At 62.5% G+C, this 22,343-nt stretch carries 16 protein-coding genes and 1 pseudogene; 5 read left to right on the top strand and 12 right to left on the bottom strand.

Features of this window, described 5'->3' with window-relative positions; translation table 11 throughout:
• Positions 1–1,482, bottom strand: coding sequence for a GH1 family beta-glucosidase (locus tag C7G61_RS17525; protein WP_108516441.1), 1,482 nt, complete (start codon positions 1,480–1,482; stop codon positions 1–3).
• Between the two features lie 243 nt (positions 1,483–1,725).
• Between C7G61_RS17525 and C7G61_RS17530 the strand changes: the two genes are divergently transcribed.
• Both C7G61_RS17530 and C7G61_RS17535 read left to right on the top strand, forming a co-directional pair.
• On the top strand, positions 1,726–3,294 hold the full coding sequence (locus C7G61_RS17530) for a glycoside hydrolase family 17 protein (protein WP_338026092.1): 1,569 nt from the start codon (positions 1,726–1,728) through the stop codon (positions 3,292–3,294).
• Positions 3,295–3,440: 146 nt separating this feature from the next.
• Complete coding sequence (locus C7G61_RS17535) at positions 3,441–4,928, top strand: serine hydrolase (protein WP_190241860.1); 1,488 nt, start codon at positions 3,441–3,443, stop codon at positions 4,926–4,928.
• Between the two features lie 10 nt (positions 4,929–4,938).
• On the opposite strand, the gene C7G61_RS17540 is transcribed toward C7G61_RS17535, so the two are convergent.
• The 5 genes from C7G61_RS17540 to C7G61_RS17560 form a co-directional block, all read right to left on the bottom strand.
• Positions 4,939–6,006 (bottom strand): threonine aldolase family protein, encoded by a 1,068-nt coding sequence (locus C7G61_RS17540; protein WP_108516448.1) that lies wholly within the window; start codon positions 6,004–6,006, stop codon positions 4,939–4,941.
• Positions 6,007–6,048: 42 nt separating this feature from the next.
• Complete coding sequence (locus C7G61_RS17545; RefSeq protein WP_108516450.1) at positions 6,049–7,194, bottom strand: alpha-hydroxy acid oxidase; 1,146 nt, start codon at positions 7,192–7,194, stop codon at positions 6,049–6,051.
• Between the two features lie 160 nt (positions 7,195–7,354).
• Positions 7,355–7,972 carry a 30S ribosomal protein S4 gene (gene rpsD, locus C7G61_RS17550; protein WP_108516453.1) on the bottom strand — a complete coding sequence of 206 codons (618 nt, stop codon included), beginning with the start codon at positions 7,970–7,972 and terminating at the stop codon, positions 7,355–7,357.
• Positions 7,973–8,255: 283 nt separating this feature from the next.
• Positions 8,256–9,035, bottom strand: a complete 780-nt coding sequence (locus tag C7G61_RS17555) for an acyltransferase (RefSeq protein WP_108516456.1) — start codon at positions 9,033–9,035, stop codon at positions 8,256–8,258.
• A 203-nt stretch (positions 9,036–9,238) separates the two neighbouring features.
• Positions 9,239–10,018 carry an HpcH/HpaI aldolase family protein gene (locus C7G61_RS17560; protein ID WP_108516458.1) on the bottom strand — a complete coding sequence of 260 codons (780 nt, stop codon included), beginning with the start codon at positions 10,016–10,018 and terminating at the stop codon, positions 9,239–9,241.
• A gap of 174 nt (positions 10,019–10,192) precedes the next feature.
• Between C7G61_RS17560 and bla the strand changes: the two genes are divergently transcribed.
• From bla to C7G61_RS17575, 3 genes are all read left to right on the top strand, one after another.
• Positions 10,193–11,035, top strand: a complete 843-nt coding sequence (gene bla, locus C7G61_RS17565) for a class A beta-lactamase (RefSeq protein ID WP_108516908.1) — start codon at positions 10,193–10,195, stop codon at positions 11,033–11,035.
• 200 nt (positions 11,036–11,235) lie between these two features.
• Positions 11,236–12,483: a serine hydrolase domain-containing protein gene (locus C7G61_RS17570; RefSeq protein ID WP_108516461.1), complete on the top strand. Its 1,248-nt coding sequence runs from the start codon at positions 11,236–11,238 to the stop codon at positions 12,481–12,483.
• Between the two features lie 176 nt (positions 12,484–12,659).
• Positions 12,660–13,127 (top strand): GlcG/HbpS family heme-binding protein, encoded by a 468-nt coding sequence (locus C7G61_RS17575; protein WP_108516463.1) that lies wholly within the window; start codon positions 12,660–12,662, stop codon positions 13,125–13,127.
• Here C7G61_RS17575 and C7G61_RS47440 read toward each other — a convergent pair.
• From C7G61_RS47440 to C7G61_RS17605, 6 genes and pseudogenes are all read right to left on the bottom strand, one after another.
• Positions 13,124–13,378 (bottom strand): annotated as a pseudogene (locus tag C7G61_RS47440) (hypothetical protein); the annotation flags it as partial. The gene C7G61_RS17575 and the pseudogene C7G61_RS47440 overlap by 4 nt on opposite strands.
• Positions 13,379–13,495: 117 nt before the next feature.
• The gene (locus tag C7G61_RS17585) at positions 13,496–17,719 is read right to left on the bottom strand and encodes a LuxR C-terminal-related transcriptional regulator (protein WP_108516465.1); all 4,224 of its coding nucleotides are present in this window, start codon (positions 17,717–17,719) and stop codon (positions 13,496–13,498) included.
• A gap of 948 nt (positions 17,720–18,667) precedes the next feature.
• On the bottom strand, positions 18,668–18,913 hold the full coding sequence (locus tag C7G61_RS17590) for a hypothetical protein (protein ID WP_108516910.1): 246 nt from the start codon (positions 18,911–18,913) through the stop codon (positions 18,668–18,670).
• Between the two features lie 247 nt (positions 18,914–19,160).
• On the bottom strand, positions 19,161–19,949 hold the full coding sequence (gene murI / locus C7G61_RS17595; RefSeq protein WP_108516468.1) for a glutamate racemase: 789 nt from the start codon (positions 19,947–19,949) through the stop codon (positions 19,161–19,163).
• 270 nt (positions 19,950–20,219) lie between these two features.
• On the bottom strand, positions 20,220–21,527 hold the full coding sequence (gene purB / locus C7G61_RS17600) for an adenylosuccinate lyase (RefSeq protein ID WP_108516470.1): 1,308 nt from the start codon (positions 21,525–21,527) through the stop codon (positions 20,220–20,222).
• Between the two features lie 150 nt (positions 21,528–21,677).
• Complete coding sequence (locus C7G61_RS17605) at positions 21,678–22,343, bottom strand: response regulator (protein ID WP_108516473.1); 666 nt, start codon at positions 22,341–22,343, stop codon at positions 21,678–21,680.

Raw genomic sequence — 22,343 nt, forward strand, 5'->3', positions numbered from 1 at the left:
CTACGCGACCGCGTTGCGCGCGATCGTCTCGCGATAGAATGACGCGCTCAGTTTTGGCGTCCGGCGCTTGGTATCGAAGTCGACGTGATAGAGGCCGAAGCGCTGTTCATACCCGTCCGACCATTCGAAATTGTCCATCAGGCTCCACAGAAAATATCCAAGCACGGGCACGCCCTCTGATGTCGCGCGCTGCAACTGCGTCAGATAATTGCGTAAGTACATGATGCGATCCACGTCGTAGATCGTACCGTCCGCGGCCGGCTGGTCGCTCCCCGACGTTCCGTTCTCGGTGATGTAGATCGATTTCACGTTCCACAGCTTGGCCACATGGCGTGGTACCCAGTACATTGTTTCGGGGCCGGGCCTGAGCCAGGTCGCCTTCATGTGCGGGAACGATTTGGGAAATGGCGCCAGAGTGAAGCCGCGTTCGTTGTCGGCAGCAACGACGTAATGATCAGGCATGTAAACATTCAGCCCGACAAAATCGATCGGGGAGGAGATAATGCGCAGATCTTCGGCGGTGTATTTTGGAGCATCTTTGCCGGCCTGCGCGAGATATGCATCGGTGTATTTTCCCTCGAGCATCACGGTCAAATAGCCGGCATTGAGCTCGCGCGTCGCGATCTCGGCTGCGCGGATGTTCGCAGGCGTTTCGATGGCCGGGATGCAGCTCACGGCATTCTCCGCCGGACCGACCCTGATTCCGGCCTGTCCATTGGCCCGGATCGCCTGAACCGCGAGACCGTGCCCCAGCGCGACGTTGTGCCGGACCTGCTTCACGTCCGATGGGGATAGTTTGAGCCCCGGCGCATCAGCGCCAAACTCATGGCCGAGATGGACGAACCTGGAGCATTCGTTGATGGTGAAGAAGTGCTTCACGCGATCGCTTAGGCGCCCCGCGACATGGCCTGCGTAATCCGCAAAGGCCTTTGAGGTGTCGCGCGAGGTCCAGCCGCCGAAGCGATCCTGCAGCGCCTGCGGCAGGTCCCAATGATACAGCGTCGCAAACGGCTGAATACCGTTCGCCAGCAACTCGTCGACAAGGCGGTTGTAGAAATCGAGGCCTTTTGGATTTGGCGCGCCGGCTCCGTCCGGGAAGACGCGTGGCCATGCGATCGAGAATCGATAGGCCTTTGCGCCGAGCGCCTTCATCAACTGGATGTCTTCCTTGTACAGACGATAATGGTCGGTCGCGGTATCCCCATTGCTGTGATCGGAGATGGTGCCGCTCGTGTGGGAGAAACGGTCCCAGATCGACGGACCGCGGCCGTCTTCGTTCACGGCTCCCTCGATCTGATAGGCCGAGGTCGCCGTGCCCCACAGGAAACCGCTCGGAAAACCGGAAGAGGTTGTTCGATTTCGTGTTCCGCTATCCGCATCCGATTGGGCTCGTCCGGACCCGGCTGGCAGCATCGACATGCCAAGTGCCGACCAGCCCGCAATTCTGCCAAATTGCCGCCGGGAAAATCTCTTGAATGGCATCGCTTCACTCGCCGCGCCGGGATCAATCAATCTTGAGCAAAACAAGGCTCACTCTTGATGCTTCGTGTTCGAAGCAGGTCTAATATCACTGCTTCGGTGTCCCGGTGCAATTGTGCAAGCGGCTGAATCCGCGGGTCGACAGGGCCGCCGCGCACCGCTAAACAGGCTGATATATTCACCGATTTGAGGAGCAGGACGATCAGCTTGCGCACGCCGCTGGCGCTTTTCATTGTATCGCTGGGCATGATCGCCGCGGTGTGGTGGTGGCTCGCCACACCGGTGGCGCTGACGCGCGCGCCGATCGATGATGCCGCGAAGCTGGAGTGCGTTTCCTACGCGCCGTTCAGGGGCGATCAGACGCCGCATGATCCAACGCTGATCGTCAGTCCGGCGCAGATCGCGGAGGACTTACGCGAACTGGCCAAGGTCTCCAAATGCATCCGCACCTATTCCATCGATAACGGGCTCGACAAGGTGCCCGAACTTGCGTCGAAGGTCGGATTGAAGGTTCTGCTCGGCGTCTGGATCGGACGCGATCGCGCCAAGAACGCGCTCCTGATCAGCACCGCGGTCTCGCTGGTGAAGGATCATCCCGGCGTGGTCGCGGCGATCATCGTCGGCAGCGAAGTGCTGCTGCGCGGCGACATGACGGTGGACGACCTTCGCCAAACGATCCGTTCGGTCAAGCCGCGCGTGGACGTGCCGGTGACCTATGCCGATGTCTGGGAATTCTGGCTGCGCTACCGCGAAGTGGGCGAGGATGTCGATTTCGTCACCGCCCATTTCCTGCCTTATTGGGAGGACGTTCCGCCGCGCGCCGAAGATGCGGCCGCGCATGTCGATGACATTCGCAAGCAGGTCGTGGCAGCGTTTCCCGGCAAGGAGATCCTGATCGGGGAAACCGGCTGGCCGAGCCATGGGCGGATGCGCGACGGCGCGCTGGCTTCCCGCGTCAATCAGGCGCGTTTCATTTCCCAGATTCTCGAGCGGGCGCGACAGGATAATTTTCGCGTCAATTTTTTCGAGGCCTATGACGAGCCGTGGAAGCGACGCTGGGAAGGAACGGTGGGTGGCTATTGGGGGCTGTTCGACGGGATCGAGCGCAAGCTGAAATATCCGGCAGGGGTGGCCATCAGCAATTACCCGCTCTGGAAGCTGCAGATGGCATGCGGGCTGTTTCTTTGCATCGGCGTATTCGCCGTAGCCCTGGTCACGCTGAAGCGGCGGCCGTCGCCGATGCCATTGGCATCGTGGCTTGCGGTCGCGGTGTCCGCCACCACTGGCGGAATCCTGCTGGGCGTGAGCGTGGACAAGATGCTCCACGAGAGTTACGGGGCCGGCGGTTGGCTGGTTCAGGGTTTCCTGCTGGCGGCGGCGGTGGCTGCGCCGCTGCTGTCCACCTACGCGCTGATCTCGGGGCGCGGGCTTCCGTCGTTTCTTGAAGTGTTGGGGCCGCCCAAGGACCTGACCCCATTCTTCATGGCCAATATGCTCGGCATCACGCTGATCGTGACGACGCTCATCGCCACGCAATCCGCGCTCAGCCTGATATTCGACGCGCGCTGGCGCGATTTCCCGTTCGCCGCCCTGACCATGGCCGTGGTGCCGTTCTGGACCTTGGCATTCCTCAACGGTTCGAAATCCGGCGAGCGGCCGCTCTCGGAAGCCGTGTTTGCCGGGCTGTTCGCCATGGCGGCGGTCTACGTTGTCTTCAACGAAGGGTTCGAGAACTGGCAGGCGATGTGGACTGCGGCGGTGTATGTCCTGCTCGGCAGTGCGCTATGGCGGGCGCGCACTGCTGCTGTTGCCTGAGTTCGGACCGGTCCGCCGGAATTCGAGTTGATGCCTGGAGGTCGAACTTGTTGTCGCAGCCCGAACAGATTTAGACTGGCGATGGAGCGGTGAGGGGAGCGCGGGGAAATCCTGGCATGTCGTCCCCGGGGGCAGGCTGGATTCCCATGACACCAACGAAATTCAATTTCGGTTGCCGGGTACTACTTGCCGTCCAATTAGCCGGCGTGATGATCGCCTCTCCTTCGTCGGCGGAAGACAAGGCCACCGCCGGCAAGGATGAGATCGAGCAGCGCATCCAGCGCGTCGCCGATGGCTTGCTCCCTGCCATCGTGATGGCCGGTCAGTCTCCGATGGCACTTTCGGCCCGGATGGCCGAGCTCAAGGTCCCCGGCGTCAGCGTCGCCGTGCTTCATGGCGGCACGATCGAATGGGCCCGCGGCTTCGGGTCTGTCTCCACCGGCGGTCCACCCGTGACGCCCGAAACGCTGTTCCAGGCGGGCTCGATCAGCAAGCCCGTTTCGGCGGTTGCAGCGCTCGCACTGGTTCAGGCCGGCCAACTTGATCTTGATGCCGACGTCAATTCTGTCCTCAAGAGCTGGAAAATTCCGGCCAATTCGTACAGCGGGGAATCCAAAGTCACGCTTCGAAGACTGCTAAGTCATTCGGCGGGAATATCAGTGCACGGTTTTCCTGGCTATGCGGCGGACAAGCCGGTACCTTCGCTCATCGACGTCCTCAACGGAACGCTGCCGGCCAACACCGCCCCCATCATCGTTGAATATGCGCCCGGGACTCGATTCCAGTATTCGGGTGGCGGCTACACGATCATGCAGCAACTGCTCATGGACGTAACGGGCAAACCGTTTCCCGGTCTCGTTCAGGACATCGTCCTCAAGCCATTCGGAATGACCGACAGCAGTTTTGTCCAGCCGCTGTCGCCAAAGGAGGCGCAGGCGGCCGCGACCCCTTATCGCGGGACCGGAGCGCCCGTGCCGGGCGGGCCGCATACCTATCCGGAGCTTGCCGCCGCCGGACTATGGACGACGCCGACCGATCTGGCGCGCTTTGCACAGGCGCTGCAGGAGGCATGGGCCGGCCGAAAAAATCTAGTGTTGTCCCAATCGATGACGGCTCAAATGTTGACGCCGGGGCTCGGCGACTACGGGCTGAGCCTGATTGTCAAGGAATCGCCTCCGAACCGGCGCTTCCTGCATGGGGGTGTCAACGACGGCTTTGTGAACGTGATGATGGCGTTCGAAAACGGCGAGGGCGCCGTCATCATGACCAATGGCGCGCGGGGTGGTCCGCTGGCGAACGAGATCATGCGCAGCATCGCGACCGAATATCGGTGGCCTGCCGGCCAGCCCAAGGTGAAGCAACGGATCAACGTCAGCGCTGAGGGCCTGGAGCGACTGGTCGGGACCTACGAGATCACGCCGACATTCCAGATACGCGTCTCCAGGGAAGGGGATCGCCTGTTTGCGCAGGCAACGAGACAGGAACGCTACGAAGTCTTCCCCGAGAGCGAACGGGATTTCTTCTACACAATTGTCGACGCCGTTCTGACCTTCGATGCCGACGGTCCGACCGGCGCGACGCAGTTGGTCCTTCATCAAAACGGGATTGATCGCGTGGCCAAGCGCGTTCCGTAGATTTGTGGGCCTACGCCCCGCGCACGATCTCGCGCACGATGCCGACCGTCTCCTCGATCATCGCAGCGCTGACGTCGAGATGCGTGCAGGCGCGAATGCGGCCGTCCATCATGGCGAGCAGCACGCCGCGCTTGCGCAAGGCCTCGACCATTTTGTCGCCGGCGAGGCCGGCGCCGTCAGGCCTGAAGAACACCAGATTGGTCTCGGGCTGCTGCACCTCAATGCCGTTGATCTGGGACAGCCCCCGCGCCAGCGCCCGTGCATTGGCGTGATCGTCGGCGAGGCGGTCGACGTGATGGTCGAGCGCGTAGACGCAGGCGGCTGCGCAAATGCCGGCCTGCCGCATCGATCCGCCGAGACGTTGCTTCCAGCGCCAGACGTCATCGATGAAGGCGCGCGACCCCGCAATCACGCCGCCGATCGGCGCGCCGAGGCCTTTTGAGAAATCGATCCAGGCCGAATCCCATCCCGCGGCCATGTCCTTCGCCGATATCCCGGTAGCTATGCAGGCGTTCAACAGCCGGGCGCCGTCCATGTGGGTGATGAGCCCGTGCGTCTTGGCAATCGCTACGACTTCGTCGAGCGCGGCTTTCTTCCAGATGGTGCCGCCGCCGATATTGGCGGTCTGCTCGACGCTGACGACGGTCTGCGGCGGCTGGTAGCGCGAGCGCGGATGAAGGGCCGCGCGAAAGACCTCCGGCGTGAACTGCCCGTCGTCGCCCGGCAGCGGCATGATCTGGAATCCGCCAAGCGCTGCATGCGCGCCGCCTTCGCGCGCAATGATATGGGCACTGGCATGGGCGAGAATTTCATCGCCCGGCCGGCAATGGGCCAGCGTCGCCGCGACATTGCACATGGTGCCCGACGGCATGAATACGGCCGCTTCCTTGCCGAGCAGGTCGGCCACACGCTCGCACAGCAGGTTCACCGTCGGGTCGTCGCCGATCTGTTCGTCGCCGACCTCAGCCCGCGCCATCGCCTCGCGCATCGCTTGTGTGGGGCGCGTCTGCGTGTCCGACAGCAGGTTGATGCGGATGGGATCGGCCTTGGGATCGCGCGGGGCAGGGGTGTAGTGCATGGGGGATTCTCGACATTTGCAAACGTGAGAGGGGAGGAGGAATTATCTGAAGCGCAGATTTTCGCGTGAGAGCTGGTCGATCGATCTGCACCCCATCAGCTTCATTCCTCGCTCGATCTCGGCCCGCATCAGGCCGAGGGCGCGTTCAACGCCAGCCTGGCCGGCCGCGGCGAGAGGATAAAGATAGAAGCGTCCAACGCCAACAGCCTTGGCTCCCAGCGACAGCGCTTTCAGGACGTGGGTTCCGCGCTGGACCCCGCCGTCCATGATCACGTCGATCTGGTCGCCGACGGCATCCACGATTTCAGCCAATTGATCGAACGCCGCCCGCGAGCCGTCGAGCTGCCGGCCGCCATGGTTGGAAAGCACGATACCGGTGCAGCCGATCTCAACGGCGCGTTTCGCGTCGGCCACCGACATGATGCCCTTCAGACAGAATTGCCCGTTCCATGACTTCACCATTTCAGCGACGTCGTCCCAGGTCATGGCGGGGTCGAGCATTTCGGTGAAGTAGCGGCCGATCGACATCGCGCCGCCGCTCATGTCAACGTGCTCGTCGAGCTGAGGCAGTTTGAAGCTCTCATGGGCGAGGTAGTTGATGCCCCACATCGGTTTGACCGCAAACTGGGCCATGCCGGCAAGCGTCAGCTTGAAGGGAATCGAAAACCCGGTGCGCAGGTCGCGTTCGCGGTTGCCGCCGGTGATGCTGTCCACGGTCAGCATCATGACGTTGACGCCGGCTTCCTTCGCCCGCTGCATCATGGCGCGGTTGAGCCCGCGATCCCGGTGAAAATAGAACTGATAGACCTGCGGCGTATCGTACGCCCTGCGCAATTCCTCGAGGCTTACGGTGCCGAGCGAGGATACGCCGAACATGGTGCCGTATTTCGCGGCCGCGGCGGCCACCGCGCGTTCGCCGGTATGGTGGAACAGGCGCTGCAGCGCGGTCGGGGAGCAATAGATCGGCATCGCCAGTTTCTGGCCCATGACGGTCACTGACATGTCGATGGCTTCGACGCCGCGCAGGACGTTGGGCACCAGATCGCAGCGCTCGAAGCTCGCAGTATTCTGGCGAAGGGTTGCCTCGTCGTCGGCGGCGCCGTCGATGTAGTTGAAGATCGGGCCGGGCAACCGTCGTTGCGCCAGCTTGCGGAAATCATGGAAGTTGTAGCAGTCGCTCAAACGCATGTTGTCCCCCGGCACCGGTTCAATCCATGGCTCCCCCTTGGCTGAACCTTGGGCTGAATCCTACTTGCAAGCCGGTGTTTGAACCATGCGCAGTTGCAAACTGCGGACAGAAAAAAGCCCCGGAAAACCGGGGCTTTGATATCTCGGAACCAAAAACCGATCAGCGCGAATAGAATTCGACGATCAGATGCGGCTCCATCTGGACCGCGAACGGGACGTCCGACAGCGCGGGGATGCGGGTGAACTTCGCGGTCATCTTGCCGTGATCGGCTTCGATGAAGTCGGGCACGTCGCGCTCGCCGAGCTGGCTTGCTTCCAGGACCGGGGTGAGCTGCTTGGAGGATTCCTTGATCTCGACGAGGTCGCCGGGCTTGAGCTTGTAGCTCGAAATGTTGACGCGGCGGCCGTTCACCTTGATGTGGCCGTGGTTGATGAATTGGCGGGCGGCGAACATCGTCGCCACGAACTTGGCGCGATAGACCACCGTGTCGAGACGGCGCTCGAGGAGGCCGATCAGGTTTTCACCGGTGTCGCCCTTCATCCGGCCGGCCTCGACGTAGATGCCGTGGAACTGGCGCTCGGAAATGTTGGCGTAGTAGCCCTTGAGCTTCTGCTTGGCGCGTAGCTGCACGCCGAAGTCGGACAACTTGCCCTTGCGGCGCTGGCCGTGCTGGCCGGGGCCGTATTCACGGCGGTTCACGGGGCTCTTCGGGCGGCCCCAGATATTTTGGCCCATACGCCGATCGATCTTGTATTTCGCCTCACTGCGCTTTGTCATCGCGTCCTCTGCATTAGGTTTGAGTATTGAGGAAACGCGCCCTCCTGTGCACCGGCAGGGCCGGGGCCGACAGGTCCGCCTCGAAAGCTCGGGGAAGACCACGGGTCGCGAAACGCATCGCGGGCCGAAACCGGCCCGCGAGCAAGCGGGTTCTTAAGGAGAAACCGCCGTTCTGTCAACGAAAGTGATGTCATTCCGGGGCGATGCGTTAGCATCGAACCCGGAATCTCGAGATTCCGGGTCTGGTCCTGCGGACCATCCCGGAATGACAGCCAGGAGGTGGTCAGGTCGCGACCGCCCGGACCGGTTTGGGGTCGCTTTGCTGCCGATTGGAGCGCAATTCGGCGGCGATTTCACCGTTCAGCACCTGTTCCAGCCGGTTCAGCGCCTTGGCCATCGGAGCGGCGTCGGTAACCCGGTGATCCCAGCGCAGCACGACATCGATGGTCTGATCGGGCTTTTCCACCCCATAGCTCAGGACAAACGGTCCGGGGCTGATGGCGTGGAGCTGGCCGGCGCCATAGGCGGCCACCGAGGTCACGCCAAAACTGCCGAAATAATTGGCCCGCTGGCGGCCGAAATTCAGCCCGATCGCCCAGAATAGCCGCCGCAGCGGCAGCGGCAGCCGGGTGGTGCGCAGGATCTTCCGGAACGCCGGCACCTCGTCGATCGGCGCCTCCTTGGCGTGCCGGATCAGGGCATCGACCTCGGCAAGCGGCATTTCATCCGGCGCTGTGACCTTTTGCGGCAGCACGCAATCCTGGCCGTCCTCGACCCGGGCGATCGCCACCATCGCGACGCTGCGCGGCAGTTCGTAAAAGGCAGGCATTGGCCATTTGACGTAGAGCGTGCGCAGCACCGGCTGTTCCTTCGCCACCAGCGCGAAGGCCTTGACGAAGATCGCGGCCCAGCCTGGCCGATGGGCGGCCTGCGCACGAGCTTCCTGCAAGGAGCGGATATGAAGCGGACGTGTGAGCGAAACAAAAGGCACGCCGATCGAGGCGTGCATGAGGTCGGCGACCAGGCGGCGCGGCAGTGTGATTTTTCGAACCGTTCCGCGCATCGCTCCGCTCAGGGTTTCCGCAATAGATCAATCAGAAGACTGGCAGGCCGCCTAGGCTGCCTGCCAGCACCTCATCTAGCACGAACAAGGCGTTTTGACGCCAGAAGGTTCGTATCCGGATTCGCCCGGATGGCCGGCGGCCGGGCCCTCCGAGGGCGATGTAAACCCCAAGGACTTTGAAGGGTTTGCCGCCGTCTCGGCACCTATCGCTTGATCCCGTCAAAGCTCGCCGCGATGCCGCGCTGGAACAGCGACCAGTCGAAGCCCAGCGCCAGCGCGACATAGCCGCGTTCGATCATCCGGTTGGCCCGCTCGGCGGTGCGGGCGACGCCGCCGATCGGCACGCCGCTCCTCAGGATGCCGGCCTCGGCGCGCGCCATCAGCGCCAGCACCTCGGGATCGTCGGGCAGGCCGCGCTTGTCGATCGATGTGGCGAGGTCGCCGGGCCCGATCACCGCGAGGTCGATGCCTGGTGTCGCCATGATCTCGTCGATGCGCTCGACCGCCTCGACATGCTCGATGGTGATCACGCAGATCATGTCGTCATCAGCGGTCGCCATATAATCCGCCATCGATACGCCCCAGCGGAACGGCGCGTGGAACGGGCCCCACAGCCGGTCGCCCTTTGGCGGGTAGCGCACGCTCCGCACGGCCTTTTCGGCATCCGCGCGGCTGCAGATCATCGGAAAATTGATGCCGAGCGCGCCGAGGTCCATCGGCGCTTTCGCAAGCCAGGGCTCGTTGGCGGCGATCCGCACCATCGGCACGCAGGGCGTACCCGAGGTGGCCGTGATCATCGCATGCGCCGAACCGAGATCGATCGGCCCATGCTCGAGATCGACGATGATCCAGTCGATCCCGGAGCGCGCCATGATCTGCACCGTCTGGATCGAGGGAATGGTCGCGATCGCGCCGAAGGTCGGGCGTCCCTCCCGCCATAGCTGGCGCAGGCGGTTGAGCGGCGCAGGTTTTGCAGAGGTCAAGGTGGAAACTCCTTAAATCAAACGGCCGATTCAAAAATGGGTGGCTGGCATCATAAGGATAAATCCGTGGCCTATCGAGCCACATTGTTTTTAACGCATCGCATTTGGCTCGCCATGATTCCGGCGCAAGCGGCAAGCAACGCAACGCGAGGATTTGGTGCAAAGGATGCTTTCATGACGATCAATCGACGTACATTCCTGGCCGCGGCATCTGGCTTCGTGCTCTCGCCGGCGCTCGCGGAGGAGGCGCCGCTGGTGCTTGCAGCGTATGAGCGCGAAACCGGTGGACGGATCGGCCTTTACGCCGAAAATCTCGCAAGCGGCGCGAAGATCGTCTGGCGCGCCGAGGAGCGTTTCGTCAAGGCCTCGCTGGCCGCCTTCGTGCTGGCACGGGTCGACCGCGGCGAGGACCGTGTTGAGGACATGGTCGCCTATGGCGCGGCCGATCTTCTCGACTATGCGCCGGTTGCCAAAGCGAACCTTGCCGCGGGCGCCATGTCGGTCTCGGACATGTGCAAGGCCATCGTCGAGCTCAGCGACAATACCTGCGCCAATCTGTTGCTGGCGCGGTCCGGCGGCCCGGCCGCGCTGACCGCGTTCTGGCGCGCGACGGGCGATACGGTCTCGCGGCTGGATCACTCCGAGCCGGAGCTGAACCGCTCGCCGCCCGGCGATCCCCACGACACCACCACGCCCGCCGCGATGGCCGGAAATCTGCGCCGCTTTTTGCTTGGCGATGTGCTGTCTATGGGCTCACGTGAACATCTCACGGAATGGCTTGTGGGCTGCAAGACCGGCAACAATCGCTTGCGTGGCGGCCTGCCCAAGGAATGGAAGATCGGCGACAAGACCGGCAACAACGGCAAGGACGCCTCCGGCGACATTGCGATCGCCTGGCCCGCGGCCGGCGGCCCGGTGCTGGTTTGCGCCTATACGCAGGGCGGTTCGCCGACCCCGCGGCAATTCGAATCCGTCTTCGCCGAAATCGGACGGATGGCAGGCCGGCAATTGGGCTAGTGCCCACACACCTGCCCGCCGTGGCATCTCGCCTGCGCAACCCGTGGGCGAGGGAGTTCGGGACTCGACGAATAGCGAGTGCTAATGTCGGCAGGCGAGAGGCCGAGGCGGCGCCATGTCCTTCGCCGTCATCGAACAAAAAATAGCCTCGGGAGAGGAGCGCGGGATACCCGGGCTTCTTGCGCAACAGGGAGGCTTCCATGAATCGAAAGGCTGCGGGAATTGTCTTCATGATGGGCGTTGGAATTGCTGCGTTGGCCGGCACCGCGAGTGCACAAAATTCACCAGCAAGTGTCGCTCTCGACACAAGCCTGCGCGGCGCGGTCGAGCGCAAGGACGTCCCGGGCGTGGTCGCGCTGGTCACTGATCGCGAACGGGTGCTTTATCAGGGCGCATTCGGCGTAGCCGATGTCGTGACCGGGCGGCCGCTCACGGCCGACGCGCTATTTCGTATCGCCTCGATGACTAAGCCGGTCACTTCGGTGGCATTGATGCAACTCGTCGAGCAGGGCCGCCTCGGTCTCGATGACCCGGCCGAGAAATACCTGCCTGAGCTTGCGGGACTGAAAGTCTTTGAATCGTTCGACGCCACTACCGGAGCCTACGTGCTCCGCCCGGCGTCAAGACCGGCGACCGTCAAACACTTCCTGACGCACACGTCCGGATTGGCTTATCCGTTCACCAGCCCGATCTGGCGCGATTTCAAGCCGCGCGACGGCGAAAAATATCCGTTCGGCGGACCGCTGCTGTTCGATCCGGGCGAGCGCTGGCACTACAGCACCAGCACTGATGTCGTCGGCAGACTGGTCGAGGTGGTGTCCGGCCAGAAGCTCGAGGATTATTTCCGCCAGCACATCTTTGCCCTGCTCAAGATGGATGACACGTCCTACAACGTGCCGGAGGCAAAGGGGGCACGCCTCGTTGCTCAACAGCAGCGCGCCGGCCAGCGCATGGACGGCGCTATAGAATTGCAAAAGCCGCAGCTCGGGCTCACCATCGCGGCGCCGATCGGTGGCGGCGGCCTCGCATCGACCGCTGATGACTACGGGCGCTTCGTGCGGATGCTGCTCAACGGCGGCGCGCTTGACGGGGCGCGTGTGCTCAAGGCCGAGACGGTGGCGCTGATGGGCCAGAACCACATCGGCGCGGTCTCGGTCCCCGCACTCAAAAGCGCGCTGCCGCGGAGCGCCGATTTCACCTTCATCGCTGACGGTCGAGACAAGTGGGGGCTGGGCTTCCTCATCACGGCCGATCAGGCAGCCGGCAAGCGCGCTCCCGGCAGCCTGAGCTGGGGCGGCATCAACAATACGTTCTTCTGGATCGATCCCGCGCGCGGCATCGCCGGCGTGATCATGATGCAGTACCTGCCATTCGCCGACGCCAAGGCGCTGGCCACCTACGACGCGTTCGAGCGCGGCGCCTATCAGCTTGTCACCGCTGGGCGGTAGAAAGCTTGCAATGCCGGGTCGGCTTTATGCCGACCAGGCCGGCAATTGGGCTAGGCGTGCCCGCATGTCGATCGCTTGGCCGGCCCTAACCACAGGGCTTGCGACATCATTGACCGCACATCGGCGTTTCGTCCCGGTATAATCCCTGCACAATAAACCTAGGGGAGGAGACGTAGATGAGGACAATACTGGTCGCTGCCGCACTTGCCGCCCTTACCGTCGGCGCATCTGCTCAGGACAAGCGCCCCGATTACGGCACCGCAGTCAATGCCGCGGGCGCGAAGAAGATCGCAGCCGGCGTCGTCGCCGAATGCCAGAAGAACGGATGGAATGTGGCGGTCGCTGTGGTCGATAATCACGGATTCCTGGTGTATTTCGAACGCATGGACAACACGCAGACGGGCAGCATGGACATCGCCATCGGTAAGGCGAGGTCCGCGGCGACCTATCGGCGCCCGACACGCGTTTTCATGGAGGCGATCAACAAAGGCGCGCCGGCCACGGCCACGCTTCCCGGTGTCTTCGCCTCGCCGGGCGGATTGCCGATCATGGTCGACGGCAAAGTCACTGGCGGCGTGGGAGTGAGCGGCGTCACCGGCGACCAGGACGAGCAATGCGCCAAGGCCGGCCTCGGGACTACCTAGGAAATTGCATCCTGCTTCAGGCGTCGGCACGGTTCTGCTGTAGCCGAGCCGCGCCTTCGTCCGCGCATCACGATTTTGAGCGCATCGTCGGGCAGCGGCCGCTGCAGCGCCTCGGCCTCATTCCACGGGCACGCATCCAAACATTTCGCTCCTCATATCGGTCACCAGTACGACTGGCATCGCTTTGGGATGGGTCGGTCCGACGACGGAGTTCGGAGACGTGGTAAGAAGCCGTAGACGTTGTGCGGGCCGCTGGACCAAGCGAATCTTAGAACAAGCAGGATTAGGCGGGGCCGTCAGCCTCCGTGGGAACCAAGCCGCCTAGGGCAGCTCGCTGCGATCGTAGGGGACTCCGCTGCCAACATTTTTCACGTGAGCAGTTCGTGGGGCGAATGTGCTATGGAATGGTGCTGACCGTTATTGTCGTGACTGGTCGCGTGTTCCTCCATAGCGGCTGAGCCCATCTCAAGGATTGCCGCCAGCTTGGCGCCGTGAAGAACGGGCGTATCGTTAAGCTCTTCTAGCTCAACGGGCGCGGTGGGGGTGGAAGGGGGAGCCTGATCTTTGAAGTGGAATGTCGATTCGTGGCCAGCGCCGCTGGTCCCGAACGCGGGTTCGGCCGGCTGGGGGGTGGCCGTTGATGCCTTTGCAGAGGCCGAATGTGAAGGGTGCGGCGGGTTGCCATGGCCGCTGCCACTATTACCCGATGCGACGTCAGGTTCGACCGGCTCGGCCGCTTCCATAATGCTTGCGGATATCGGGTGTGAAGAGTGCGAATTGTTGTGGCCGACGCCGTTGCCCGATGTGACGCCTGGTTCGTTTAGTTCGCCGGCCGCCGATGCCTTTGCAGAGGCCGAGTGTGAATGGTGCGGCGGGTTGCCATGGCCGCCACTATTACCCGGTGCGACGTCAGGTTCGACCGGCTCGGCCGCGTCCATAGTGCTTGCGGATATCGGGTGTGAAGAGTGCGCGTTGTTGTGGCCGACGCCGTTGCCCGATGTGACGCCCGGCTCGGTTAGTTCGCCGGCCGCCGATGCCTTTGCAGAGGCCGAGTGTGACGGGTGCGGCGGGTTGCCATGGCCGCCGCCACTATTACCCGGTGCGACGTCAGGTTCGACCGGCTCGGCCGCGTCCATAGTGCTTGCGGATGCCGGGTGTGAAGAGTGCGCGTTGTTGTGGCCGACGCCGTTGCCCGATGTGACGCCCGGCTCGGTTAGTTCGCCGGCCGCCAGTGCCTTTGCAGAGGCCGAGTGTGAAGGGTGCGGCGGGTTGCCATGGCCGCCACCACTATTACCCGGTGCGACGTCAGGTTCGACCGGCTCGGCCGCGTCCATAGTGCTTGCGGATATCGGGTGTGAAGAGTGCGCGTTGTTGTGGCCGACGCCGTTGCCCGATGTGACGCCTGGTTCGTTTAGTTCGCCGGCCGCCGATGCCTTTGCAGAGGCCGAGTGTGACGGGTGCGGCGGGTTGCCATGGCCGCCACCACTATTACCCGGTGCGACGTCAGGTTCGACCGGTTCGGCCGCTTCCATAGTGCTTGCGGATATCGGGTGTGAAGAGTGCGAATTGTTGTGGCCGACGCCGTTGCCCGATGTGACGCCTGGTTCGTTTAGTTCGCCGGCCGCCAGTGCCTTTGCAGAGGCCGAGTGTGAATGGTGCGGCGGGTTGCCATGGCCGCCACTATTACCCGGTGCGACGTCAGGTTCGACCGGCTCGGCCGCGTCCATAGTGCTTGCGGATATCGGGTGTGAAGAGTGCGCGTTGTTGTGGCCGACGCCGTTGCCCGATGTGACGCCTGGTTCGGTTAGTTCGCCGGCCGCCAGTGCCTTTTCAGAGGCCGAGTGTGAATGGTGCGGCGAGTTGCCATGGCCGCCACTATTACCCGGTGCGACGCCAGGTTCGACCGGCTCGGCCGCTTCCACAGTGCTTGCGGATGCCGGGTGTGAAGAGTGCGCGTTGTTGTGGCCGACGCCGTTGCCCGATGTGACACCTGGTTCGGTTAGTTCGCCGGCCGCCAGTGCCTTTGCAGAGGCCGGGTGTGAAGAGTGCGCGTTGTTGTGGCCGACGCCGTTGCCCGATGTGACGCCCGGCTCGGTTAGTTCGCCGGCCGCCAATGTCTTTGCAGAGGCCGGGTGCGAAGGGGGCGGCGAGTTGCCATGGCCGCCACTATTGCCCGGTGCGACGCCAGGTTCGACCGGGCCGGCGACTGCGACCGGGGCGGCGCTTTGTATCCCAAGCTCGAGAATTTCAAACCCGGCGGTCGCGGGCGCCTTGCCATTCCCGGTTGCCATAGCCCCCGTGTTCGCGTGAACCGGCTCGTTCTTGAAAGTGAAGTTTTCCTCGGTCAGGACCGTCGCTTGGCTAGGAGCAAGCTCGATTATTGATACGTGCACCGGCACAGTAACCGCACGATCGTCGCTCTCCTCGGTTGCATAGGTTGGATCGTCGCCAAAATTGGTGATCCTGCTCGAAACGTTGGAACCGACCCGATCTCGCCCGAAATGGAACCTCAAGCCGTCGTCGGCAGGCATGGTCCAGATACCAGCCGTTACGAGCGCGCTCTCGCTCGCATCCGCTTCAATGGTAGCCAGGGCGGTATCCGCCGTGACAACGGTCCCATCGCTCGCAGCCGCCGCCAGCAGCGCAGGATCGATTCCTTCCAAAGCCGCCGCGACAGCCGCCGCTTCCTGCTCGTAGACGAAATCCAGCTCGGCAACGGACACAACTCCCTGCAAATGGATTTCGAGCAGGGCCGGATCGCCGATATCAAGGCTGCGATCCGTCGGATTCACATAGACGATCGTTTCATTGCTCGCAGGGTTGTAGATCCAGGCGAGGGTATGCGGCGGCACGGACTTGCTTGCTGACGTCAGGTGCAGGAACGCCAGCGCGCCGAAAGCCGCCAGGTTGATCTTGTCCTCCCCCGATGTGAAATCGATGATGGTGTCGAACCGGGTAGAGTTGGAATCGATCGCTGAAAGATAGACAAAGATGTCATCGTCCTTGCTGCCCGTCAGCCGGTCACCGTCATCTCCGCCGATGATGGTATCGTTGCCGTTGATGGTGTCGCTGCCGGATCCTCCATAGATCGTGTCGTCTCCATCGGTACCCCTAATCGTATCGTTCCCCGAGCCTCCGTAGATAACATCCACTAAGCCGGTGCCATTGAGGGTCTCGTCATCGGCGACGCCATGGATTATTTGGCCCGCGTTACCTTCTCCTGTGACGCTGTCCTGTCCAAACGCGAGCGGCAGACTGGAATCGTGGACAACTGGTCCCGAAGCCAGGTTGTCGACATCGTTGGGGTCTACATGGCCGGCGCCATGAATGGTGATCGTCGCCACTTGTGTGGTGCCATCCATGGTGGCGACCGTGGATGTGTCGACCAGCGTTTCGCCCGGGTCGAGCACCTGCACTGCGGCATGGGAGTTGTTGAGCGTGTAGATCCCCACGCCGGCGGCCGTCATGCTGAAGGCGCCATGGCCTCCACGACTCTTTATCGAATTCGAGGCAAACTCCAGCGGCGGGAACTGCTGCTGCGCCGTGGGGCTGCCGGTCTGGTTAATCGCTTGCAGCAGCGGCGAAATGAAAAGACAGGGCGTGCCGGATCCTATCGGGCCGTAACCTCTCCCGAAGTTGGAGAGGGCGGCTTGCTCAGCCGCGTGCAGCTCTTCCATTCTCGCTGCCGAGTGCGTGACTTGGTTCACCTTAATCGGGGAGTCTCTCTGGGTGAGCGCGACCGTCTCGCCGGGATCTGCAACGATGACGTGCCGGAGGATCGCTTTCTTCCAGAGCTCAAATACGGAGTGCTCAAGATCCTTGTCGGCGGTGCTGTCCTCATCCAGGAAGGCGTTCGCGTCCGACGCCTTGAGGTCGCTCGAAATTGCGAACGCCAAGGCGGCAAGCGAGAGCGTGCCGAAGCCGGTGGATCGTTGTAACAACGCGATCGTGGCGAGCACGGTCCTATTACTGACCTCAAGTTTCTGAAATACGTTGTAGAGGTGTACTTTGACTGTGCCTGGGGAAACGTTCAGCTGGCGCGCAATCTCCTTGTTCGACAAACCTTCGGCCACCAGTCGTATGATTTCGCGCTCGCGGGGCGTGAGCACCCTCAGCATTTTTTCGATTTTGGCGCCGTCTACTTCCTTCCCGTTTGGCGCGAGGTCTGGGGACGGTTTCGGTCGCGCACTGGTGCGCTCCGTCATCAGCCTCAGGGAACGCAGAATGGTGTCGGGGTTTGCGTAGCTCGAAATTGCACTGCAAGCGCCGGCCGCGATTGCCGCGGTGAGATCGTCGTCTCCGGGTTCGGCAAAGAACACCAGCCGAGTGGGAAGATTCTCGGCTTTCGCAATGGCGAGGATCTCGGATACCGTCAGGTCAGGCAACGTGTTAGCAACGAGCGCAACGTCGGGTGCCAAATTCCGAATTGCATCGAGGCAGCTTGTTCCGCGGCTACACGACGCAACAATCTCGAAGTCGTCCTGTGCCGCGAATACCGACATCAATCCCTGCAGAACGATTGGTTGTCGATCTGCGATCACCAGCCGGATGCAGCGTGTGAATGTTTCTTGGTCCAGGGACACATCTAACATAGGCTTGGCCTCGCCTGCCCAGCGCGGTGCCTTAATCCTCTTGCTACCCCAACGCCAAGTCTAAATTGTCTGGCGCCGGCAGCCCGGGCTACCCGCCGCAATCTCCGAACCGGAAAACTCATTCCGCAAAGGGAAGGCGAAAAAGCTGCCATCAGTTTGCGTCTTGGTGCGCCGCGAGATGCGTCCAATCCACTTAGAACTCTCAAATATTGTGCGTTCAGAATGAACCTTTTTTGTATCTCACCGCAAGCCCGAGTTCTAACTTGATTGAACTAGACGCGAATATGACTGATTGTGCATGTCGCAGTTGCATCTGGCAAGCTTGGTCACAGTGCACCGGTATTGAACATTTCTCGCTTTGTCCGTATTCTTATGTTTATGGATCGCGAGCGGGAAGAATTGGCAGTCCATGAAAAGTTGGCGCGCTGTAAACAGCTTGCCAAACAGTACGTTGGTGAACCAACGGCAACTCACCTTCGGGAATTAGAGGCAGAGTTACTGGCTCAGCTTCACCGATTGGAGGAGGATTAAGGCCGCCCACGTTTCGGCCTCTTCTTCACGGCGCCGCCCCGGACAGCTGTCAGTCGACATGGATAGCAGTAGGGCGGGTTTCCGACCAAGTTCATCAAGTTGGTCCGTGCTCACATAAGCAAGTGGCTATCATCGCTGGGCCTGCACCCTGCTACGGAACTGAGAGCTGTGGCCGGCCGAGAGACAAAGCCTAGACCCGACGGCGACCGTTCGTAGGCAGCTTATCGAAGCCCGCTCACGCTGGCCAGCCAAGCCGCGGCCTCCTGGTGGTGCTCAAACACCGGGGCTGGCAGACCTGCCTCCGGGCTGGGGTGTCTGGGAAGAAGGAGCGGAGGCGGCCGTAGTAGGCTGGCGTGAGAGTTCGTTCCTAAATTGTCCGCGTAGTTCTACCAAGACCCCAGGTCTCGGCAGATGTTCTCACCGGTCGACGCTGGCGAGCCGACGTTCTGCTCCCTGCTTATCCGGCCGCACGTCGGCGCCGCGATGGCCGCAAGCCGAGCAGACGAATAGGGTCTCCAGATCGGACAGCCGCAGGCTCTCGGGCCAGCAGTCAGCATCCATCACAACCGAATGCGAGCACTTGTAATCGCCGCAGAACACATGCAGTCGGCGAGGGCCGGACTGCCGCATTTGCCCAAGGGTAATCGTCTGCTCGAGTCGCATGCGCGAAATTCTGCCAAGAGTCGCAGCCAGCCTGAATATGGCATCCGGCATAGATTGCCTGAGTGGCACGGTCCGGCGGGGCTCATCCGGAAAGGTGGCCCGGTGTCGCCTACCAGTGGGTCTTGCAGTTTCGTGTGGAGGAACTTTTGATATGCCGCGACAATAATCGAGACCATCGCCGGTGCTTTCTCTGCTTCAGCGGTGCCTTCTCGACTCTTCTTTTTTGAATACACGCCCACAGGCGCCTTTATGCCAGGACGCGGCCGCCGAAAAACGGCATCAGTGCCTGGCTCAGCCTGTGTGGCCGCTGGGAGGTGAAGATCATCTCGGCCCCGGCCTGATCGCTTTTCCGGCCTGGAGATCCGAGCAGGTCGGACACGCGCCGGGCGATGGCGGGTGCCGGATCGATCCAGTCGACCGGCCATGGCGCGAGCCTTGTCAGGCGGTCGAGCAGCAGCGGATAGTGGGTACAGGCCAGCACGACGGTGTCGGTGCGATCATCGCCATTTCCGACAAAGCAGGGGGCAAGCTCGGCTGCGATATCCTCGTCGCGGACGTCGTTGCCGCTGAGGGCGGATTCGGCGAGCGAGGCGAGCTCCGCCGATCCCACCAGCGTCACTTCGCAGCCTTGCGCGAAATCATCGATCAGGCGGCGGGTGTATTCACGCTTGACGGTGCCCCTGGTGCCGAGCACCGAGACGCGTTTGGTCCTCGAGCTGGCGCAGGCCGGCTTGATCGCAGGCACGGTGCCGACGAACGGCACGCTATAGGCGCTGCGCAGATGCGACATCACGAGCGTCGAAGCGGTGTTGCAGGCAATCGCCACCAAAGCGGGGGAGTGCCGCGCGATCAACTCGCCGACCAGCGGCACCACGCGGGCGATGATCTCTTCCTCGCCGTGATGGCCATAGGGAAAGAACGCATCGTCGGCGACATAGACGTAGTGCGCGTCGGGCCGGGCGCGGACGATCTCGCGCAGGACCGTGAGGCCGCCAAGGCCGGAGTCGAAGACGAGGATGGTGGGCGGGGCTGACACGCTGCGACCTTAGCCGATCTGCGGTTACCGTTGGGTTGCTTTATGGGGTGCCGGCCTGGCCACGGAGGTTGTCGGCGGCGGATGGGACAATTTGGAACCATTTAAATCGGCTTGGCAAGGCCGGTAAACTGCTGGGCCGGCGCCGAGGACAATTCAAGGAACCCACGGGCAGGCTCGTCCGATGTGCGAAGGAAGTCCCGCCAAGCGGTTGCACCGGTTGGAAATTCTCCAACTTGCAACGGCGTTTTTCCCTTCGCGCCGGCGGAACGATCAGCTCTCGCCGAACACGCGCTTGAAAATCGTGTCGACGTGCTTGAAGTGATAGCCGAGGTCGAACTGCTCTTCGATCTCGGCATCGCTCAGATGCTTCGTCACGTCAGGATCTTTCTTGAGCAGTGTCTGAAAATCGCCTTCACCGCGCCAGACCGGCATGGCGTTGCGCTGGACGTATTTGTAGGCGTCCTCGCGGCTCGCGCCCTTTTGCGTCAGCGCGATCAGCAGCCGTTGCGAATGCACCAGCCCCCCGAGGCGGTCGAGGTTCTTCTGCATGTTGGCGGGATAGATCAAGAGCTTCTCGATCAGCCCGGCGAGGCGCATCAGCGCGAAGTCGAGCGTCACGGTGGCGTCCGGCCCGATCATGCGTTCGGCCGAGGAGTGCGAGATATCGCGCTCGTGCCAAAGCGCTACGTTTTCCATCGCCGGCATCGCATAGGCGCGCACCATGCGGGAGAGCCCGGTGAGGTTTTCCGACAGCACCGGGTTGCGCTTGTGCGGCATCGCCGACGAACCCTTCTGGCCCTCGGAGAAGAACTCCTCGGCTTCCAGCACCTCGGTGCGCTGCAGATGGCGGATTTCGATCGAGAGCCGCTCGACCGAGGAGGCGATCACGCCGAGCGTCGCAAAATACATCGCGTGGCGGTCGCGCGGGATTACCTGGGTCGAGATCGGCTCGGGCACCAGCCCCATTGCTTTCGCAACATGTTCTTCGACGCGCGGGTCGATCTGGGCAAAAGTGCCGACGGCGCCTGAAATTGCGCAGGTGGCGACCTCCTTGCGGGCGGCGACCAGGCGCTCGCGGGCGCGGGAAAATTCCGCGTAGGCATAGGCGAGCTTGAGCCCGAACGTCACCGGCTCGGCATGGATGCCGTGGGAGCGCCCGATGGTCGGGGTCATCTTGTGCTCGAAGGCACGCTTCTTCAGCGCCGCCAGAACCTTGTCGATATCCGATATCAACAGGTCCGCGGCGCGGGTGAGCTGCACGTTGAGGCAGGTGTCGAGCACGTCGGAAGAGGTCATGCCCTGGTGGACGAAGCGGGCCTCGGGGCCGACGATTTCGGCCAGATGGGTCAGGAAGGCGATGACGTCGTGCTTGGTCTCGCGCTCGATCTCGTCGATCCGCGCCACGTCGAAGGTGGCATCTTTGGCCTTGGCCCAGATCGTCTTGGCTGCTTCCTTGGGGATTGTGCCGATTTCCGCCAGCGCATCAGCCGCATGCGCCTCGATCTCGAACCAGATCTTGAAGCGGGTCTGGGGCTCCCAGATGGAGGCCATTTCCGGGCGGGTGTAGCGGGGGATCATCAAGGACTCCAGGCAGTGTGCGGGGTCGCAAGGCGGATCCCGGCCGAATTGTTTTTACGCCGCGCTTTAGCAGATCGGGTGCCGGGAAACCACCCGTGTGGGCCTGGCCGGGGGAAAACTGTCGGGCTCCGACCCGCCGGCAGGCCGCTGCTAAAGGCTGGCCAGCCCGCACTCGACGGCCAGGCGGACGAGTTGCGCGTCGGTTCGCATGCCCGTCTTGGTCTTGATCAGATAGTGATAGTTTTGAACGGTCTTGATGCTGAGATTGAGGTTGGAGGCGATCTGCTCCGCCGTCGCGCCGGCAGCCAATTGCCTGAGGATCTCGATCTCCCTTTCTCCCAACTGGTCGAGCACCGATCCTGACGGGGAGAGGCTTTCCATCGCCAGGACGTGCGCGATGTCGTCGCTCATCGCGTGTTCGCCGCGCGCCACGGCACGGATCGCCTTGATGAGCGCGGCCGGTTCGCTGCTCTTGGTCACATAGCCGCTCGCCCCGGCACTGAAGGCGGCCTTCACCAGCGCCGCCTCGCTATGCATGCTGAAGACCAGGATGCGTGAGCCGGAGTGCCTCAACCGGATGTTCCGGATGGCCTCGAGGCCGCTGGCCCCGGGCATCGATATGTCCATGACCACGATGTCGGGGGCATGGGTCTTGAACGCACGGTAAGCGTTGACGGCGTTGTCGGCCTCGGCGACCACGCGGAAGTCGCTTTGGTGCTCCAATACACGCCGGTAGCCCTGCCGGACGACAGGATGGTCGTCGACCAGCAGGATCGAAATGCCCTTGGCCTGTCTGGTTGAATCAGGATCGATCAT

Origin of the sequence: Bradyrhizobium algeriense (genome assembly GCF_003062295.1) — a bacterium.
GTDB lineage: Bacteria > Pseudomonadota > Alphaproteobacteria > Rhizobiales > Xanthobacteraceae > Bradyrhizobium > Bradyrhizobium algeriense.

What these genes read in the sequence shown, in the direction of transcription:
- C7G61_RS17525 (WP_108516441.1), bottom strand. Translation starts at nt 1,482, where the DNA reads ATGCCATTCAAGAGATTTTCCCGGCGGCAATTTGGCAGAATTGCGGGC.
- C7G61_RS17570 (WP_108516461.1), top strand. Translation starts at nt 11,236, where the DNA reads ATGAATCGAAAGGCTGCGGGAATTGTCTTCATGATGGGCGTTGGAATT.
- C7G61_RS17545 (WP_108516450.1), bottom strand. Translation starts at nt 7,194, where the DNA reads ATGCGTTTGAGCGACTGCTACAACTTCCATGATTTCCGCAAGCTGGCG.
- C7G61_RS17590 (WP_108516910.1), bottom strand. Translation starts at nt 18,913, where the DNA reads ATGCGACTCGAGCAGACGATTACCCTTGGGCAAATGCGGCAGTCCGGC.
- C7G61_RS17530 (WP_338026092.1), top strand. Translation starts at nt 1,726, where the DNA reads ATGATCGCCGCGGTGTGGTGGTGGCTCGCCACACCGGTGGCGCTGACG.
- C7G61_RS17535 (WP_190241860.1), top strand. Translation starts at nt 3,441, where the DNA reads ATGACACCAACGAAATTCAATTTCGGTTGCCGGGTACTACTTGCCGTC.
- C7G61_RS17605 (WP_108516473.1), bottom strand. Translation starts at nt 22,343, where the DNA reads ATGATCGATCCTGATTCAACCAGACAGGCCAAGGGCATTTCGATCCTG.
- C7G61_RS17555 (WP_108516456.1), bottom strand. Translation starts at nt 9,035, where the DNA reads ATGCGCGGAACGGTTCGAAAAATCACACTGCCGCGCCGCCTGGTCGCC.
- C7G61_RS17585 (WP_108516465.1), bottom strand. Translation starts at nt 17,719, where the DNA reads ATGTTAGATGTGTCCCTGGACCAAGAAACATTCACACGCTGCATCCGG.
- C7G61_RS17540 (WP_108516448.1), bottom strand. Translation starts at nt 6,006, where the DNA reads ATGCACTACACCCCTGCCCCGCGCGATCCCAAGGCCGATCCCATCCGC.
- C7G61_RS17575 (WP_108516463.1), top strand. Translation starts at nt 12,660, where the DNA reads ATGAGGACAATACTGGTCGCTGCCGCACTTGCCGCCCTTACCGTCGGC.
- purB (WP_108516470.1), bottom strand. Translation starts at nt 21,527, where the DNA reads ATGATCCCCCGCTACACCCGCCCGGAAATGGCCTCCATCTGGGAGCCC.
- bla (WP_108516908.1), top strand. Translation starts at nt 10,193, where the DNA reads ATGACGATCAATCGACGTACATTCCTGGCCGCGGCATCTGGCTTCGTG.
- rpsD (WP_108516453.1), bottom strand. Translation starts at nt 7,972, where the DNA reads ATGACAAAGCGCAGTGAGGCGAAATACAAGATCGATCGGCGTATGGGC.